Annotated in this window: 14 protein-coding genes; all 14 read left to right on the plus strand. The window is 68.1% G+C overall.

Annotation, left to right across the window (positions count from 1 at the left end; translation table 11 throughout):
• Positions 1 to 59 precede the first annotated feature (59 nt).
• The 14 genes from rpsO (at position 60) to ACIBG5_RS02210 (ending at position 16,798) form a co-directional block, all read left to right on the plus strand.
• Positions 60 to 332 (plus strand): 30S ribosomal protein S15, encoded by a 273-nt coding sequence (gene rpsO, locus ACIBG5_RS02145; protein ID WP_131351575.1) that lies wholly within the window; start codon positions 60 to 62, stop codon positions 330 to 332.
• 272 nt (positions 333 to 604) lie between these two features.
• The gene (locus ACIBG5_RS02150) at positions 605 to 2,836 is read left to right on the plus strand and encodes a polyribonucleotide nucleotidyltransferase (protein ID WP_396390753.1); all 2,232 of its coding nucleotides are present in this window, start codon (positions 605 to 607) and stop codon (positions 2,834 to 2,836) included.
• Positions 2,833 to 4,146, plus strand: a complete 1,314-nt coding sequence (locus tag ACIBG5_RS02155; protein WP_396389590.1) for a M16 family metallopeptidase — start codon at positions 2,833 to 2,835, stop codon at positions 4,144 to 4,146. The genes ACIBG5_RS02150 and ACIBG5_RS02155 overlap by 4 nt, the downstream gene beginning before the upstream one ends.
• A 63-nt stretch (positions 4,147 to 4,209) precedes the next feature.
• Entirely contained in the window at positions 4,210 to 5,595 is a 1,386-nt protein-coding gene (locus tag ACIBG5_RS02160; protein ID WP_396389591.1) for an FAD-binding oxidoreductase, read from the plus strand.
• Positions 5,596 to 5,748: 153 nt separating this feature from the next.
• A complete protein-coding gene (locus tag ACIBG5_RS02165; RefSeq protein WP_396389592.1) occupies positions 5,749 to 7,458 on the plus strand; it encodes an ATP-binding cassette domain-containing protein in 1,710 nt (569 codons plus the stop codon).
• Positions 7,459 to 7,838: 380 nt separating this feature from the next.
• Positions 7,839 to 9,419: an ABC transporter substrate-binding protein gene (locus ACIBG5_RS02170; RefSeq protein ID WP_396389593.1), complete on the plus strand. Its 1,581-nt coding sequence runs from the start codon at positions 7,839 to 7,841 to the stop codon at positions 9,417 to 9,419.
• Positions 9,416 to 10,342 carry an ABC transporter permease gene (locus ACIBG5_RS02175; protein ID WP_396389594.1) on the plus strand — a complete coding sequence of 309 codons (927 nt, stop codon included), beginning with the start codon at positions 9,416 to 9,418 and terminating at the stop codon, positions 10,340 to 10,342. The genes ACIBG5_RS02170 and ACIBG5_RS02175 overlap by 4 nt, the downstream gene beginning before the upstream one ends.
• Positions 10,335 to 11,228: an ABC transporter permease gene (locus tag ACIBG5_RS02180; protein ID WP_396389595.1), complete on the plus strand. Its 894-nt coding sequence runs from the start codon at positions 10,335 to 10,337 to the stop codon at positions 11,226 to 11,228. The genes ACIBG5_RS02175 and ACIBG5_RS02180 overlap by 8 nt, the downstream gene beginning before the upstream one ends.
• On the plus strand, positions 11,225 to 12,226 hold the full coding sequence (locus ACIBG5_RS02185) for an ABC transporter ATP-binding protein (RefSeq protein ID WP_396389596.1): 1,002 nt from the start codon (positions 11,225 to 11,227) through the stop codon (positions 12,224 to 12,226). The genes ACIBG5_RS02180 and ACIBG5_RS02185 overlap by 4 nt, the downstream gene beginning before the upstream one ends.
• On the plus strand, positions 12,226 to 13,230 hold the full coding sequence (locus ACIBG5_RS02190; protein ID WP_396389597.1) for an ABC transporter ATP-binding protein: 1,005 nt from the start codon (positions 12,226 to 12,228) through the stop codon (positions 13,228 to 13,230). Before ACIBG5_RS02185 ends, ACIBG5_RS02190 begins: the two co-directional genes overlap by 1 nt.
• Positions 13,230 to 13,667 (plus strand): GNAT family N-acetyltransferase, encoded by a 438-nt coding sequence (locus tag ACIBG5_RS02195; RefSeq protein WP_396389598.1) that lies wholly within the window; start codon positions 13,230 to 13,232, stop codon positions 13,665 to 13,667. Before ACIBG5_RS02190 ends, ACIBG5_RS02195 begins: the two co-directional genes overlap by 1 nt.
• Before the next feature lie 24 nt (positions 13,668 to 13,691).
• Positions 13,692 to 15,533, plus strand: coding sequence for a hypothetical protein (locus ACIBG5_RS02200; RefSeq protein WP_396389599.1), 1,842 nt, complete (start codon positions 13,692 to 13,694; stop codon positions 15,531 to 15,533).
• Between the two features lie 62 nt (positions 15,534 to 15,595).
• Positions 15,596 to 16,342, plus strand: a complete 747-nt coding sequence (gene dapB, locus ACIBG5_RS02205) for a 4-hydroxy-tetrahydrodipicolinate reductase (RefSeq protein WP_396389600.1) — start codon at positions 15,596 to 15,598, stop codon at positions 16,340 to 16,342.
• A complete protein-coding gene (locus tag ACIBG5_RS02210; RefSeq protein WP_396389601.1) occupies positions 16,343 to 16,798 on the plus strand; it encodes a hypothetical protein in 456 nt (151 codons plus the stop codon).
• Positions 16,799 to 16,846 lie beyond the last annotated feature (48 nt).

Here is a 16,846-nt window from a genome sequence, read left to right on the forward strand (position 1 = left end):
AGAGTGCTCGGGTGAAGAATGCCCCGGTGCGCCGCGCAACCGAAATCGAGAGGAACTCTGTGTCATCTGTTGATGCTGCAACGAAGAAGAAGATCATCGGTGAGTACGCCCTGACCGAGGGTGACACCGGGTCTCCTGAGGTCCAGGTGGCGCTGCTGACGCACCGCATCGCCGACTTGACCGAGCACCTGAAGGAGCACAAGCACGACCACCACAGCCGTCGTGGTCTGCTGTTGCTCGTCGGCCAGCGCCGCCGGCTACTGAACTACCTGGCGAAGAAGGACATCAACCGCTACCGGTCCCTGATCGAGCGGCTCGGCCTTCGCCGATGACGTCGCGAGGAGCGGCCCCCGAGTCCCGGGTGGCCGCTCCTGGCGTATTCGTGCCCAGGCACGAGCTCAACAACTGAATACATAGCAAGACCGACGAACGAGGCGACGCGAAGCGCGTGGCGGGAGGACGACCGGTCCTCGGTAGTGGCTTTCGGGAGAACTCACAGTTCACCCGCGGGCCTCGATCGAAGACCGGCACCCCGGTAGCTCGCGCCTCGCTGTCGCCCACAGTGAGAGAGGGGTATCCCGTGACGGGATCCACCGGTACGCCCATGGAGGGCACCGAATTCGCCGAGGCCGTGCTGGACAACGGCAGCTTCGGCACCCGCACCATCCGCTTCGAGACGGGCCGTCTGGCCCAGCAGGCCGCCGGCTCCGCCGCCGCCTACCTCGACGGCGACACGATGGTGCTGTCGGCCACCACGGCCAGCAAGAAGCCCAAGGACCAGTTCGACTTCTTCCCGCTGACGGTCGACGTCGAGGAGCGGATGTACGCCGCGGGCCGGATCCCCGGCTCGTTCTTCCGCCGGGAGGGCCGTCCGTCCGAGGAGGCCATCCTGACCTGCCGGCTGATCGACCGCCCGCTGCGGCCGTCGTTCGTGTCCGGCCTGCGCAACGAGATCCAGGTCGTCATCACGGTCCTGGCGCTCAACCCCGACAAGTTGTACGACGTTCTCGCGATCAACGCCGCGTCGATGTCGACCCAGATCGCGGGTCTGCCGTTCTCCGGCCCGATCGGCGGCGTCCGCGTCGCGCTGATCGACGGCCAGTGGGTGGCCTTCCCGACCCACACCGAGCTCGAGGACGCGGTCTTCGACATGGTGGTCGCGGGCCGGGTCACCGAGACGGGTGACGTCGCGATCATGATGGTCGAGGCCGAGTCGACCCCGGGCACCTTCGAGAAGGTCGCCGCCGGAGTCCAGGCGCCGACCGAGGAGATCGTCGCCGCGGGCCTGGAGGCCTCCAAGGCCTTCATCAAGACGCTGGTCGAGGCGCAGGCCGACCTGGCCGCGCGGGCCGCGAAGCCGACCGGTGAGTTCCCGGTCTTCCCGGACTACGCCGACGACGCGTTCGCCGCGGTCGAGGCCGCCGCGTCCGAGGAGCTGGCGCAGGCGCTGACCATCGCCGGAAAGCACGAGCGCGAGGACGCCACCGACGCGGTCAAGGCCGCCACGGTGGACAAGCTGGCCGCCGACTTCGAGGGCCGCGAGAAGGAGCTGTCCGCGGCGTTCCGGTCGCTGACCAAGAAGCTGGTCCGGCAGCGGGTGCTGAAGGACAAGGTCCGCATCGACGGCCGCGGGCTGGCCGACATCCGGCCGCTCAAGGCGCAGGTGCGGGTGCTCCCGCGGGTGCACGGTTCAGCACTGTTCGAGCGCGGCGAGACCCAGATCATGGGTGTCACCACGCTGAACATGCTCCGGATGGAGCAGCAGCTGGACACGCTGTCCCCGGAGACCCGCAAGCGCTACATGCACAACTACAACTTCCCGCCGTACTCGACCGGTGAGACCGGCCGGGTGGGTTCGCCGAAGCGCCGCGAGATCGGTCACGGCGCGCTGGCCGAGCGGGCCCTGGTGCCGGTGCTGCCGTCCCGCGAGGACTTCCCGTACGCGCTGCGCCAGGTCTCCGAGGCGCTCGGTTCGAACGGGTCCACCTCGATGGGTTCGGTCTGCGCCTCCACCCTGTCGCTGCTGTCCGCCGGTGTGCCGCTGAAGGCCCCGGTCGCCGGTATCGCGATGGGTCTGATCTCCGGTGAGGTCGACGGCGAGACGCAGTACGTCGCGCTGACCGACATCCTCGGCGCCGAGGACGCGTTCGGCGACATGGACTTCAAGGTCGCCGGCACCAAGGACTTCGTCACCGCCCTGCAGCTGGACACCAAGCTGGACGGCATCCCGGCCAGCGTGCTCGCGGGTGCGCTGACCCAGGCGAAGGACGCGCGGCTGACGATCCTGGACGTGATGGCCAAGGCCATCGACGCGCCGGGTGAGATGAGCGAGTTCGCGCCGCGGGTCATCTCGGTGAAGGTCCCGGTCGACAAGATCGGCGAGGTCATCGGCCCGAAGGGCAAGATGATCAACCAGATCACCGAGGACACCGGCGCCGACATCTCGATCGAGGACGACGGCACCGTCTACATCGGCGCGACCGACGGTCCGTCGGCCGAGGCGGCGCGGGCTGCGATCAACGCGATCGCGAACCCGACCATGCCGGAGAAGGGTGAGCGCTACCTGGGCACGGTCGTGAAGACGACCAACTTCGGTGCGTTCATCAGCCTGCTGCCGGGCAAGGACGGCCTGCTGCACATCAGCAAGCTGCGTGGCCTGGCCGGTGGCAAGCGGGTCGAGGCGGTCGAGGACGTGCTCTCGGTCGGCCAGAAGCTGCAGGTCGAGATCGCCGAGATCGACGACCGCGGCAAGCTCTCCCTGATTCCCGTCCTCGAGGAGGACGAGAAGAAGGGCTCCGCCGAGGAGAAGAAGGCAGAGGCCGAGTCCGCCGAGTGACCCGAGCGATCACCAGCACACTGCTGAGCCCGGAGGCGGGCGGTCCGGTGAAACGGACCGTCCTGCCCTCCGGGCTTCGTGTGCTGACCCAGTCCGTGCCGGGCTTCCGCTCGGTCACCTTCGGCCTGTGGGTCGGCGTCGGCTCCCGGGACGAACCGGAGCAGTTGGCCGGTGCGACGCACTTCCTCGAACACCTGTTGTTCAAGGGCACCGAGCGCCGCGACGCGCTGGAGATCTCCGCCGCGCTCGACGCGGTCGGCGGCGAGATGAACGCGTTCACCGGCAAGGAGTACACCTGCTACTACGCGCGGGTGCTCGACTCCGATCTCCCGCTCGCCGTCGACGTCATCTGCGACATGATCACCTCCGCCACCCTGACGAGCGAGGACGTCGAGAGTGAGCGCGACGTCATCGACGAAGAGATCGCGATGCACGCCGACGAGACGTCGGACCACATCCACGATCTCTTCGCCGAGCAACTGTGGGGCAGGTCGCCACTCGGCCGCTCGATCACGGGGACGCCGGAGTCGGTCGCAGGACTGACCCGCCAGCAGGTGGTGGGCTGGTACCGCCGCCGCTACAAGCCGGCCAACATCGTCGTCTCGGTCGCCGGCAACGTCGACCACGTCGACGTCGTTCGCCTTGTTCGTAAGGCGTTCGAGCGCCACTGGGTCACCACCGAGGCCGAGCCGGCCGCAGTACGCCGGCCGATCGCCAAGCAGGTGCCGATGTACGGCGGGGTGCGCGTGCACCACCGCGACGTCGAGCAGGCGCACCTGGTGCTCGGGATGCCGGGTCTGGTCCGCAGCGACGCACGCCGGTACGTGGCCGGCGTACTGCACGGGATCGTCGGTGGCGGCATGTCGTCGCGGCTGTTCCAGGAGGTCCGGGAGAAACGCGGCCTGGCGTACTCGGTCTTCACGTTCGGCTCGGCGTACGCGGACTCCGGGATGGTCGGCGTGTACGCCGGATGCCTGCCGAAGAAGGCCACCGAGGTGCTCGACGTGGTCCGGTCCGAGCTGCAGTCGATTGCCAGCGGCAACATTACGCCGGACGAGCTGCTCCGCGGCAAGGGCCAGATGCGCGGATCGGTCGTGATGGGCCTGGAGGACACCGGCGCCAAGATGACCCGGATCGCCAAGGCCGAGCTCGTGTACGGCGAACTGCCCACCGTCGACGAGATCCTGCACCGGATCGACTCCGTCACCCTCGACGACGTCTCCGCACTCGCCGCCGATCTCTACGCCGGCACCCCGGCCCTTACCGTGATGGGTCCGTTCGACGAGGACGGCACGGCCTTCGCGGTCTGAGGTTCCCCCCTCGACAGCCCCCCGGCGCAGGAGCAGACTGTCGAGCTGGGAGGGGGTCCCAGCATGACCACGACAACTACATCGGCAACACAAGCATTGGCGGACGACTTCCGCGGTGACCTGGTTTCTCCGGGCGATCCGTCGTACGACGAGCAGCGGAAAGTCTGGAACGGATCGATCGATCGACGGCCCGCACTCATCGCCCGCTGCACCGGAGCCGCCGACATCCGGGCCGCGCTGGCGTTCGCTCGCCGGACCGGCCTGCAGGTGGCGGTCCGCGGTGGCGGCCACAGCTTCCCCGGCCACTCGACCTGCGACGGCGGCATTCTGATCGACCTCGGACGGATGAAGGGGATCCGGGTCGATCCGGTTCGCCGTACGGCGCGTGCGCAGGCGGGCGTCCTGCTCGGCGAGCTGGACCGTGAGACGCAGGCTTTCGGTCTGGCCACACCGTCCGGCATCGTCACTCACACCGGGGTCGCCGGACTCACGCTCGGCGGCGGGATCGGCTGGCTGATGCGGAAGTACGGGCTGAGCATCGACAACCTGATCTCCGCCGACGTGATCACCGCCGAGGGCGAACTGGTGACCGCGAGTGAAGACGCCAACGGGGATCTGTTCTGGGGCATCCGCGGTGGCGGCGGGAACTTCGGCATCGTCACCGAGTTCGAGTTCCGGCTGCATCCGGTCGGGCCGATCATCTACGGCGGCCCCATCATGTGGCCGATGGAGAAGTCGCCGGACCTGATGCGGTTCTACCGCGACTGGATCACCGACGTACCCGACGACCTCACCACCGCGGTGATGCATCGGTGGATCCCGCCGCTGCCGGCGATTCCGGCCGAACTGCACGGCCGTCCAGTTGTGGTCGTGCTGGCCTGTTACGCCGGTTCGGTCGAGGACGGCGAACGCGTCGTGGCGCCGCTCAAGGCGTTCGCACCGCCGCTGCTGGACCTGTGCGCGCCGAAGCCGTACGTCGATCTGCAGGCGATGTTCGACCCGAGCTTCCCGCACGGCCGGTGGTACTACATGCGCTCCTCCGACGTCACCGAACTGTCCGACGAGGTGATCGACATCGCCGCCGCGCGCGGGATGGCGATCGACTCGCCGTACACGTCGTACCCGATCTTCCAGCTGGGCGGCGCGATCTCCCGGGTGAGCCCGGACGGTACGGCGTTCGGTGCGCGATCGAGCGGGCACACGTTCAACTTCGTCGGAGTGACGCTCGGTCCGGACGGGTTCGAGGAGCAGCGGCAATGGGTCCGTGACTCGTGGCAGGCGCTCGAGCCGCATCAGTCCGGCGTCTACGTCAACTTCCTGAGCGACGAGGGCACCGACCGGATCCGGTCCGCGTACGGCGCCACGACGTACGACCGGCTGAGGGACCTCAAACAGAAGTACGACCCGGGCAACCTGTTCCACCTGAACCAGAACATCCGGCCACACTGAGCGGTAAAGTGACCGACGTTGTGTCGCGTCACCACGTGATCTGCCTCTGGATCCCTCGCTGAACGGGATCGCACGCACTTGACGGCCGACGTGCCGCACCGCGCTGGATCGACCCAGCGCGGTTTGGCCTGCCGTCTGCGAAAGAGGATCACCGTGCTCGCTCCGTTGTGGGATGCGTTCCGCACCGCCCGCGAATCCCTGTCCGACGCCGTCCGGGTCGCTCCGGGCTGGTTGCTGTTCTACTCGGCTCTCGTCCTCGGCCAAGCCGTCCTTCCGGGCGCCCAGGTCGTCCTGCTCCGCAGTCTGATCGAGGGCCTGGACCGAGGCCACGCCTGGGTGCCGTTGATCGGGCTCACGGCGGTGGTGGGCCTGATGTATCCGCTCGCGCAGGTGGCGACCGGCTGTGGCCAGCGCATGATGCTGCGGTTGAGGTTGCACTACCGCGCCGAGCTCGCGCAGGTCGCCGCCAGGCTGAGCCCGAGCCGCCTGGCCCGCCCTGACGTGACGACGGATCTGGAAGCCGCCCAGTCGGCGACATGGCCGATGGCGGACGTGCCCGGACGACCGGTCCAGGTGCTGGGGGCGGGCGTGACCTCGGTGGTGCTGTGCGCGGCGATCTGGTCGATCAATCCGTGGTCCGGAGGACTCGTGCTGGCCGCGCTCGTACCGACGGTGGTCGCATTCACTGCCATCGCGCGGATGGAGTCCGAGAAGTGGCCGAAGGTCGCGGAGAAGGACCGCGTCGCCGGGTACGCCACCGAACAGCTCATCCAGCAGCGCCCTGCGACCGAGCTGGCCGCCCTCGGCTCCGGCGTCAAGGTCGCACGGCTGGTCACCGAACGCCGGGCCGGCGCGACCCGGATCCAGGACGGGATGATCGGGACGGCCATGACGGCGGAGCTCGTGGCTGCCGTCGCGACCGTCCTGCTGTTCGGCGGCGCGCTGGTCGCCCTGGTGCTCGGCGGGGCGACTGGGGGAGCGGCTGCCGCGGCCGTTGCCGGAACCATCTCAGGACTGAACGCGATCCGGCTGTGCGGCTACGCGTTCGGCACGATCGTCACGACCGCGCCGCAGGCCCGGATCTATCGCCGGTTCGTCCGGAGCGCTCCCGAGCGGGAGCCGCAGCTCGTCGTACCGAGGGTCGATTCTGTTGCCCTGGACAACGTCACCTTCCGCTATCCGGGCGTGCCGGAGCCAGCCCTGCGGGATGTCTGTATCGAGGCACGGCGTGGTGAGCTCGTCGCCCTGGTCGGCGTGAACGGGGCCGGCAAGTCGACCGCGGTCAATCTCCTCCTCGGCAGCCTGGCGCCGGATGCCGGGCGGGTGCTGATCGACGGCCGGGACGCTGCGGAGCTGAGCGAGAGCGAGCGGCTCGGGCACTTCGGGCTGCTCGTGCAGGAGTTCGGGCGGTTCGAGTTCACGCTCCGCGATGCAGTCGCCCTCGGCTCGCCGGAGCCGGTGTCCGATGACGAGATCCGGGCCGCGCTGGCGGGCACCTTCGCGGCGGACGTCCCGCTCGGCACGCAACTGGGCCAACAGTGGGGCGGCACCGGAATCTCCGGCGGGCAGTGGCAGCGGCTCGCACTGGCGCGGATTCGGCTGCGGAACGCGGGCGTGTGGATCCTCGACGAGCCCACGTCGGCGATCGACGCGGAGGCCGAGCGGGAGATCTTCGCCGAACTCCGGCGCAGCAGCCACAGCCGGATCACGATCGTCGTCTCGCACCGCGCCTGGACCCTGATGGAGATGGACCGCATCTACGTCATCGACGCCGGCTCGGTGGTCCAGAAGGGGACGTATCCGGAGCTGATGGCCCAACCGAACGACCGCTTCGCGCGGCTGTTCGCAAGACAACCGGAGTGAGCGGGCCAGCTGCTCTGGTGCGCGGGTTCGGTGCTCCACCACAGCATGCGTGCGGACGAACACTCAGTGCACACGTGACCGGATGGGCCGCAGGCGGTGACTGAGCATTTGTGAGCACCTGAGGTTTTGGCCGAGATCTGACGTGACGTCTGATGACTCGTCGCGCTTATCGGATTAAGGTAGCCCGGGCTTGCCCATCGGATCACTGGTCGTCTGAGGTCTTGGGAAAGTAACGCCTGCGTTACGCGCCGCCGCTTTGTGCCTGACAACGTTGACATGCGCAGTTTCGACCAGAGAGCATGACGCTTGATCCGCCCGCCTAGCGGCGCTTTGCCGAGGAAGTTGGTTCTACCGTGCGACGTCTGACTGGGGTTGTGGGGGTGACAGTCGGCCTTGCGCTGTTGCTGTCCTCCTGTGGTGACGGTAAGAGCAGCAGTGGCTCTGGTTCCGGAGACAAGAGCGAGATCATCGCGATCGCCGCCGATCCGCTGGAGTACATCAACCCGCTGAACGAGAATGGCAGCCCGGGGATCCAGGTCGCAATGGCGGTGTTCGCGCCGCTGGTGACCACGGATCCGAACACGGGCAAGCTGCTGAACGTGATGGCGGACTCGATCACGCCTGACAAGACCAGCCAGACCTGGACGATCAAGCTGAAGCCCGGGAACACGTTCCAGAACGGCCAGGCGCTGACCGCCAAGGACTACGTCGACAGCTGGAACATGACCGCGCAGGGCTCGAACGCCTGGAAGAACAACGGGTTCTTCTCCAAGGTCGACGGGTACGACGCGCTGAACCCGCCGACCCCGGACGGCGCCACCCCGAAGCCGACCTCGGTGAAGACGCTGAGCGGACTCAAGCAGGTCGACGACCTGACCTTCACGGTCAAGCTCAAGGTGCCGTTCTCGCAGTTCGGGCTGACCCTGCAGTACTTCGGCCTGGCGCCGCTGCCGGAGGAGGTCCGCAAGAACCCTGACGCCTACAAGCGCAAGCCGATCGGCAACGGCCCCTACAAGATGGCGGCCGACTGGAACGCCGGTGACGACATCAAGCTGGCCAAGTGGGACGGCTACAAGGGCCCGAACGCGCCCGAGGCGCAGTCCATCACCTACCGCTTCATCCCGAACGCGGACACGGCGTACAACGAGTTCCTGGCCGGCAACGTGGACTTCGTCGACGTACCCCCGACCAAGGTGAAGACCTTCAAGACCGACGCCCCCGACGGCTGGGTCACGGCGGTCAGCTCCGGCGCCAACTACCTGGTCATCCCGGCCTGGGACGCGCGGTACAAGAACCCGAAGCTGCGGCACGCGTTCTCGATGGCGATCGACCGGAAGGCGTTCGCGGACCTGGTCGGGCTGTCCGACCCGGCCAAGGGCCTGATCGCGCCCGACATCGACGGGTACCGCGACAACGCCTGCAAGTACTGCGACTACGACCCGGCCAAGGCCAAGCAGTTGCTGCAGGAGGCCGGCGGGTTCTCCGACCCGGTCATGATCAGCTACAACACCACGTCGGCGACCGGCCAGATCTTCGCCGAGGCGATCGGCAACATGCTGCGGCAGAACCTGGGCCTGACCGTGAAGTACGCCGGCAAGGCGGGCTCGGACATCACCACGCTGGCCGACACCCGCAAGCTGGACGGCCTGCGGTTCAGCGGCTGGGGTCACGACTACCCGTCGATCGAGGACTACCTGACGCCGATGTTCAAGTCCAACGGTGACGCGAACTTCGCCGGCTACAACAACCCGGCGCTGGACGCCCTGCTGGCCAAGGGTGACGCCGAGCCGGACCAGGAGAAGGCGATCAAGATCTACCAGCAGGCCGAGGACATCGCGCTCGAGGACATGCCGCTGATCCCGCTGTACACCAAGTCGAACGCGTACCTGCACTCGGCCAAGATCGAGCCGCGCGTCTCGAAGTACGTCGGGGTGTCGGCCCTCTACGCCACGTTCAAGTGATCCGGTTCATCCTGCGCCGCATCCTGGCGGCGATTCCGATCGGACTGATCGTCACGCTGGGGGTCTTCGCGCTCGTCTTCGCGATGCCCGGGGACCCCCTGCGGGAACTGGCCGGCGACAAACCGATCCCGGCCGCCGTCCTGGCGGCCAAGCGGGCCCAGTACCACCTCGACGATCCCTTCATCGTCCAGTACCTGCTGAGCATGAAGGACATGTTCACCGGCAACTTCGGTACGACGTTCGCCGGTGCGGACATCGCCGACCAGTTGCGGCTGCGGATCCCGGTCACGCTGAAGCTGGCCACCCTGGGCCTGGTCTTCCAGTGGATCGCGGGCCTGCTGTTCGGCCTGTACGCCGGCTTCAAGCGCAACGGCGTGATGGACCGGTTGTTGCTGCTGGCAACACTCGTGGTGCTCGCGGTGCCGGGTCTGGTGCTGTACTTCACCGGTCAGTACCTGTTCGGCGTCGAGCTGAAGTGGCTGCCGGTCTCCGGCACCCGCGACGGCTGGCCGATGTCGTACCTGCTGCCGGCGATCTGCATCGGCATCACCGGGTTCGCCGGGCTGGCCCGGCTGACCCGGACGTCGATCGTCGACACCGCGAACTCCGACTTCGTCAAGACCGCCCGGGCCAAGGGTCTCGGCGAGCAGCGAATCCTGTGGCGGCACGTGCTGCCGAACGCCCTGCTGCCGGTGGTGACGCTGATGGGCATCGACTTCGCCGGCATCTTCGCCGGCGCGGTGCTGGCGGAGAGCATCTTCAACCTGCCCGGGCTCGGCCAGTTCATGTTCCAGGCGATCAAGCTGAAGGAGGGTGGCGTGGTGGTGCTGCTGTCCACACTCGCGTTCCTCATGTTCATCCTGATCAACCTGGCCGTCGACGTCATCTACGGCGCGATCGATCCGAGGGTGCGCAATGTCTGAGACCTCGCAGGTCTTCGGGGCCGAGACGCAGGACCTCGAAGGCCGGACCCTGTCGAACACCCAGCTGCTCCGGGCGTTGCTGCGCAAACCGCAGTTCGTCATCTGCCTGGTGCTGGTGCTGACGTTCTTCCTGATGGCCGCGGTGCCGCGGCTGTTCACCTCGGTCGACCCGCGCTTCTGTGCGCTCGCCAAGAGCGCACACAGCCGCGAGCCGGGGCACCCGTTCGGCTTCGACATCCAGGGCTGCGACTACTTCGCCAACGTGATCTATGGTGCCCGGCCGTCGGTGCTGGTCAGCCTGGTCGCCGGGATCGGCGGGTTCGTGGTGGCCGGCATCCTCGGCCTGCTGGCCGGCTACTTCCCGGGACTGGTGGACACCGCGATCTCGCGGGTCGCGGACGTGTTGTTCGCGCTGCCGGGCCTGATCGCGCTGATCGTGATCCTGAACTCGGTGCCGAACCGCAGCATCTGGATCATCGTCGCGATCATCCTGGTGACCGGGTGGCCGCAGGGGATGCGGGTGATGCGCTCCACGGTCTTCTCGGTCCGCAACCGCGAGTACGTGCTGGCGGCTCGGTCGGTCGGCGTGCCACCACTGCGGATCCTGCGCAAACACGTGTTCCCGAACGCGATGGCGCCGCTGCTCGCGATGACCACGCTCGGCATCGGCGGCCTGATCGGGCTGGAGGCCGTGCTGACCTTCCTCGGCGTCGGCCTGCAACCGCCGTCGATCTCCTGGGGGTCGCAGTTCGGCGTGGCCTCGTCGTACCGGGAATCCCCACACCTGTTCCTCTGGCCGGCGTTGTTCATCTCGACGATGACGATCTCGTTCATGATCATCGGCGACTCGATCCGCGACGCCCTGGACCCGAAGCTGCTGAGATGACGACAACTGGTGAAGTACTGCTGAAGGTCGAGGACCTGACCGTGGAGTTCGACACTCCGCACGGCCCGGTCCGGGCCGTCGACGGAGTGTCCTGGCAGGTCCGGGCCGGCGAGACGCTCGCGATCCTGGGGGAGTCCGGCTCGGGCAAGAGCGTCTCGACCCAGGCGCTGACCGGGATCCTGGAGATGCCGCCCGGCCGGATCGTGTCGGGTACGGCGGAGTACCGCGGCGCCGACCTGATCGCGATGACCATGAAGGAACGCCGCAAGATTGTCGGCGACCGGATCACGATGGTGTTCCAGGACTCGCTGTCGGCACTGAACCCGGTGCAGTCGGTCGGGACCCAGATCGCCGAGTGCTACCGGGTGCACCGCGGCCTGTCGAAGTCGGACGCGCTGAAGCGGGCGGCCGAGATGCTCGACCAGGTACGGATCCCGGCCGCGGCGCGACGGGTGCGCGACTACCCGCACGAGTTCTCCGGCGGCATGCGGCAGCGGGTGATGCTGGCGATGGCGCTCGCGCTGGATCCCGATGTACTGATCGCGGACGAGCCGACGACCGCGCTCGACGTGACCGTGCAGGCCCAGATCCTGGAGCTGATCGCGGACCTGCAGGCCGAGCGGGACATGGGCGTCGTGCTGATCACCCACGACCTCGGCGTGGTGTCGGACGTCGCGGACAACGTGGTGGTGATGTACGCCGGCCATGTCGTCGAGCGGGCATCGACCGCGGAAGCGCTGGACCATCCCGTGCATCCGTACACCGAAGGTCTGCTCGGCTCGATGCCGTCGGCGGACCTGAAGGGCCAAGAGTTGCCGACGATCCCCGGTACGCCGCCGTCGCTGCGGGCGATCCCGTCCGGCTGCGCGTTCCGGACCCGGTGCCCGATGGCGATCGACGACTGTGCCAAGGAGGTCCCGCCGTTGCTCACCGTCGCACCAGGACGAGACGCCGCGTGCATCCTTCGTACGTCCATCTCCGAGCGGGAGGCGGTCTGATGGCCGAAGAGTTGCTGGTGGCAACGGATCTGGTCAAGCACTACGACATCAGCCCGGCGCTGTCCTTCGGCGCCAAGACACTGGTCCGAGCCGTCGACGGCGTGGATCTGACGCTGCGCAAGGGCGAGTCGCTCGGCATCGTCGGCGAGTCCGGCTGTGGCAAGTCGACGCTGGTCCGGCTGCTCGCCGCCCTGGAGAAGCCGACCTCGGGCCAGATCGAGTACAACGGTGTCGACGTGAGCAGACTGCGCGGCAGGCAACTGCGCCGGTGGCGCCAGAACGTGCAGGTTGTGTTCCAGGATCCGTACTCGAGCCTGAACCCGCGAATGCGCGTCGGTGAGATCGTGGCCGAGCCGCTGGAGGTTCACCCCGACGTCTCGAGGGGCATCGACATCCGGGCCCGGGTGCGGGAGTTGCTCGACCTGGTCGGCCTGCGGGCCGAGGACGAGTCGAAGTTCCCGCACCAGTTCTCCGGCGGGCAGCGGCAGCGGATCGGGATCGCGCGGGCGATCGCGCTCAACCCGGACGTGCTGCTGTGCGACGAGCCGGTGTCCGCGCTGGACCTGTCGGTCCAGGCGCAGGTGGTGAACCTGCTGATGCGGCTGCAGCGTGAGCTCGGTCTCAGCATCATCTTCGTCGCCCACGACCTGTCCGTGGTCCGGCACGTCTCGGACCGGGTCGCGGTCATGTACCTGGGCCGTGTCGCCGAGCTGGGCGAGCACCAGCAGGTGTACGACGTACCCGCGCATCCGTACACGCAAGCGCTGCTGTCCGCAGAGCCCGGCCTGGCTCGGCAGGGCCGCCAGCGCATCGTCCTGGCCGGCGATCCGCCGTCCCCGGTCCTGCCGCCATCGGGCTGCCGCTTCCACACTCGCTGTCTCCGTGCGCAGTCACGCTGTAGCACTGAGGAACCACAACTGCGGGACCTCACCTCCGGCCAGACCGTCGCCTGCCACTTCGCCGAGGAAGCTCAATCCACCTACGCCTCTGCGGCCTCGGTCTGATGCTGATCGACCCCCGGCCGTCGGACGATCCGGCGCTGACCTTGCTGCTGGACCTCGCCCTGAAGGAGCTGTTCACCCGCTACCCGGACAGCCCCTCGACCCATTGGGTCGATCCAGCCACCAGTTTCCTCGTCGCGCTGGAAGACGGTGAGGGGCTCGGCTGCATCGGACTGATGCCGGTGCAGGACGGGGTCGGCGAGATCAAGCGGATGTTCGTGCACGAGCACCACCGCGGCCGCGGGATTGCCCGGCGGTTGGTGGCGTCGATCGAGGCGGTGGCCAGGCACCGGGGTGCGACGGCGCTCCGCCTCGCCACAGGCACCCGCCAGCCGGAGGCGGTCGCCCTGTACGAATCGCTCGGTTACCAGGCGACCTCGCCGTACGGGAGGTACGTTCACGATCCGCTGGCGCGGTGCTACGCGAAACGGCTTACCTGACTGCGATGGCCTAGGGTGGCCGCCGTGAGGGGAAGGACGAGCGACCCAACGGGTGCGCCGCCGGGGCGGTCCGTGGTGCTCGCCGGCGTGGTCGTGGTGGCGGGAGCGTTGGCCGCGTGGTGGATCCTGACCGCGGTCCGGGCCGCGAACGAGGGGTTCGACATCACCGATGAGGGCTACTACCTGCTGTCGTATCGGTGGTGGGCCCAGAATCCGCTGGCGTTGACCGGGGTGCAGTACCTCTACGGGCCGGTGTTCCAGTGGCTCGGGTACGACATCGTCAGCCTGCGGCTGTTCCGGTTGCTGACGCTGGTCGTGGTCCACCTTCTGTTCGGCTACAGCTTCATGCGCTGGTTGCGCGGCCGCCGGCCGAACGCGGCGCCGACGAAGCTGTGGGAGCTGGCCGGGATGGCCGTCATCCTCGCCGCGGGTGGGGTGTCCTACACCTGGATGCCACAGTCGCCCGGCTACAACGACGTGATCCTGATCGGCGCGCTCGCGCTGGTCTCGTGTGTGCTGTGGATGGCGACCGCAGTCGACCGCGGTAAGCCGGTGCCGTTCTGGGTGCTGATGGTCGCCGGTGTGATCATTGCCGCGATGCTGCTGGCGAAGTGGACATCAGTCGTAGTGATCGGCCTGACCGTGATCGCCGCGCTGGTCGTACTGGCCGGGCAGGGTGTGAAAGCCGTTGCCAGAGGCATCGGTTTCGCTGTCGCCGGGGTCGCACTCACCGCCCTCGTCGTGCAACTGTTCGTGATCAAGCTGAACGTCGCGGTGCCCGGGATCATGACCGTGAACAGGTTCATCGCGGGAACGTCGTACTCGCCGACTGAGCTGTTGCACATGTATTGGTCCACTGCTGTCGACCTTCTCGGCCAGACTCTCCGCGACCACTGGCCGCTCCTGGTCGCCGCCGTGATCGCGGTGATCGCCCGCCGGCGCTGGCTCCAGGCTGTCGCTGCGGTCCTTGCCGTGGCCGCCTTGGTCCTCTCGGTACGTCGGGTTGTCGTCGACGACGCTGCGATCGGCGGCTCGGCGCATGTGTTCGACTACCCGGTGACCCTGCTGGCCGCCGTACTGGTGGCACTGGTGGTTGCCGTCGCGGCGTTAATCGCCGGACGAGTGCGGCTCACAGGGCGGTCGGTGCTGAGCCGCGAGAACGCATCAGGGTGGGTTGTGCTCGCGCTGCTCGCGGTGTTGCCGATGGTGCAGGCGTTCGGGACGAACAACCCGCTCTACGTCATCGGGTTCAACGCCTTCGCCGCGTGGGCCGCGGTGATGATCGCGGTGGTGACCGGGATCTGGGTGACGCCGATCACCGCACGGCTGCTCGTCGGGCTCGTCACGGTCGCGTCGCTGGTCGCCGTCGCATCGCTCTCGTACACCGGCCTGTTCCTGTACCCGTACCGGTCGAAGGGTCACGCCGACCTGACCGTGGCGGCGACCATGCCGCCGCTGAAGGGCCTCTACCTGGACGAGACCGCGGCGCAGAACTACACCGCGCTCGAGGCCCAACTCAAGCCGTACCTGAAACCTGCCGGACGACCGATGCTGGCATTCGACAAGATGGCCGGGCTGGTCCTGATGCTGGGCGGCAAGCCGGTCGGCGAGGCCTGGGTCGCGCCGAAGGAACGGCCGCGGACGGCCGCCGGTATCGAGGAGGTCTGCCAGAACGGCCAGCCCTGGAGCCCTGGCCGGCCGCCGATCGTTATCCTCAACCGCCGCATCTCCGACGTCGAGATCACTGCCCTGCAAGCGTGCTTGCTGGACTTCCGGGCCGACTACGAGCTGCTCGCGCCCGCCAAGGACACCATGAATCTGCAGGTCTACGTCCCGCGCCGCGAGCGCCTCGTCAAGACACCGTGATGGCCTCGCCGGGACCGGATGAGATCCTGTAGCCCTTCGACCACACAGCTGAGAGGGTGCGGATGATCAAGGTCGGTGTGCTGGGGGCCAAGGGCAAGATGGGCGCTCAGACGTGCCTCGCGGTGGAGGAGGCCGAGGACTGCGAGCTGGTCGCGCGGCTCGACCTGGGCGACGAGCTCGAGCAGCTGACCGCGGCCGGCGCCGAGGTGGTGGTCGACTTCACCCGGCCCGAGGTGGTGATGGACAACCTGGCCTGGTGCATCGAACACGGGGTCAATGCGGTCGTCGGCACCACCGGGTTCGACGACGAGCGGCTGGCCACGCTCCGCGGACTGCTCGAGAAGAACCCGGGCACCGGCGTACTGATCGCGCCGAACTTCTCCATCGGCGCTGTGCTGATGATGCAGTTCGCCGCCAAGGCCGCGCGGTACTACGAGTCTGTCGAGATCATCGAGTTGCACCACCCGGACAAGGTCGACGCTCCCTCGGGGACGGCACGGCGTACCGCCGAGCTGATCGGCGCCGCGCGGCGTGAGGCCAACGCCGGCCCGATCCCGGATGCGACCACGACCTCGCTGGACGGTGCCCGCGGCGCGGACGTCGACGGGATCCGGGTGCACGGCATTCGGCTGCGCGGCCTGGTCGCGCACCAGGAGGTCCTGTTCGGCGACACCGGCGAGACGCTGACGATCCGGCACGACTCGATGGCGCGGGTCTCGTTCATGGCCGGCGTACTGCTCGGTGTCCGGCGCGTCGGCGGCACGCCCGGGCTGACCGTGGGGCTCGAACACTTCATGGACCTCGACTAGGTGAACGCCAAGCGTGCGGCGATCGTGATCGCGGCGGTCTTCGTCGTGTACGCCGCTCTGCTCGGCTGGCGCGGGGTGTTGCTGATCGGCACCGGCGACCCGATCGCGGTCGGACTCGGGATCGCGGTCCTGGTGATCCCGGTGCTCGGTGCGTTCCTGGTCTGGCGGGAGTTGCAGTTCGGCCGTCGTACCGAGGTCTTGGCGCGTGAGCTGGAGGCGGCCGGTGGGCTGCCGGTCGACGACCTCCCGCGCCGTCCGTCCGGGCGGATCGACCGGGCGGCCGCGGACGAGGCGTTCGAGAAGTACAAGGCCGAGGCGGAGGCTGCGCCGGGGGACTGGCGGGTGTGGTTCCGACTGTCGACGGCGTACGACGCGGCAGGTGATCGCAGGCGCGCCCGCGCCACCATGCGGACCGCGATCGCACAGCATGAAGGGCATGAAAAGCCGGTGAACTGACCGGGAGTTACCTGGGAGTTGGCTGTGAAGGACAGCGCGGTAACTGAC

The sequence above is a fragment of the Kribbella sp. NPDC050241 genome, assembly GCF_044459685.1.
Taxonomy (GTDB): domain Bacteria; phylum Actinomycetota; class Actinomycetes; order Propionibacteriales; family Kribbellaceae; genus Kribbella.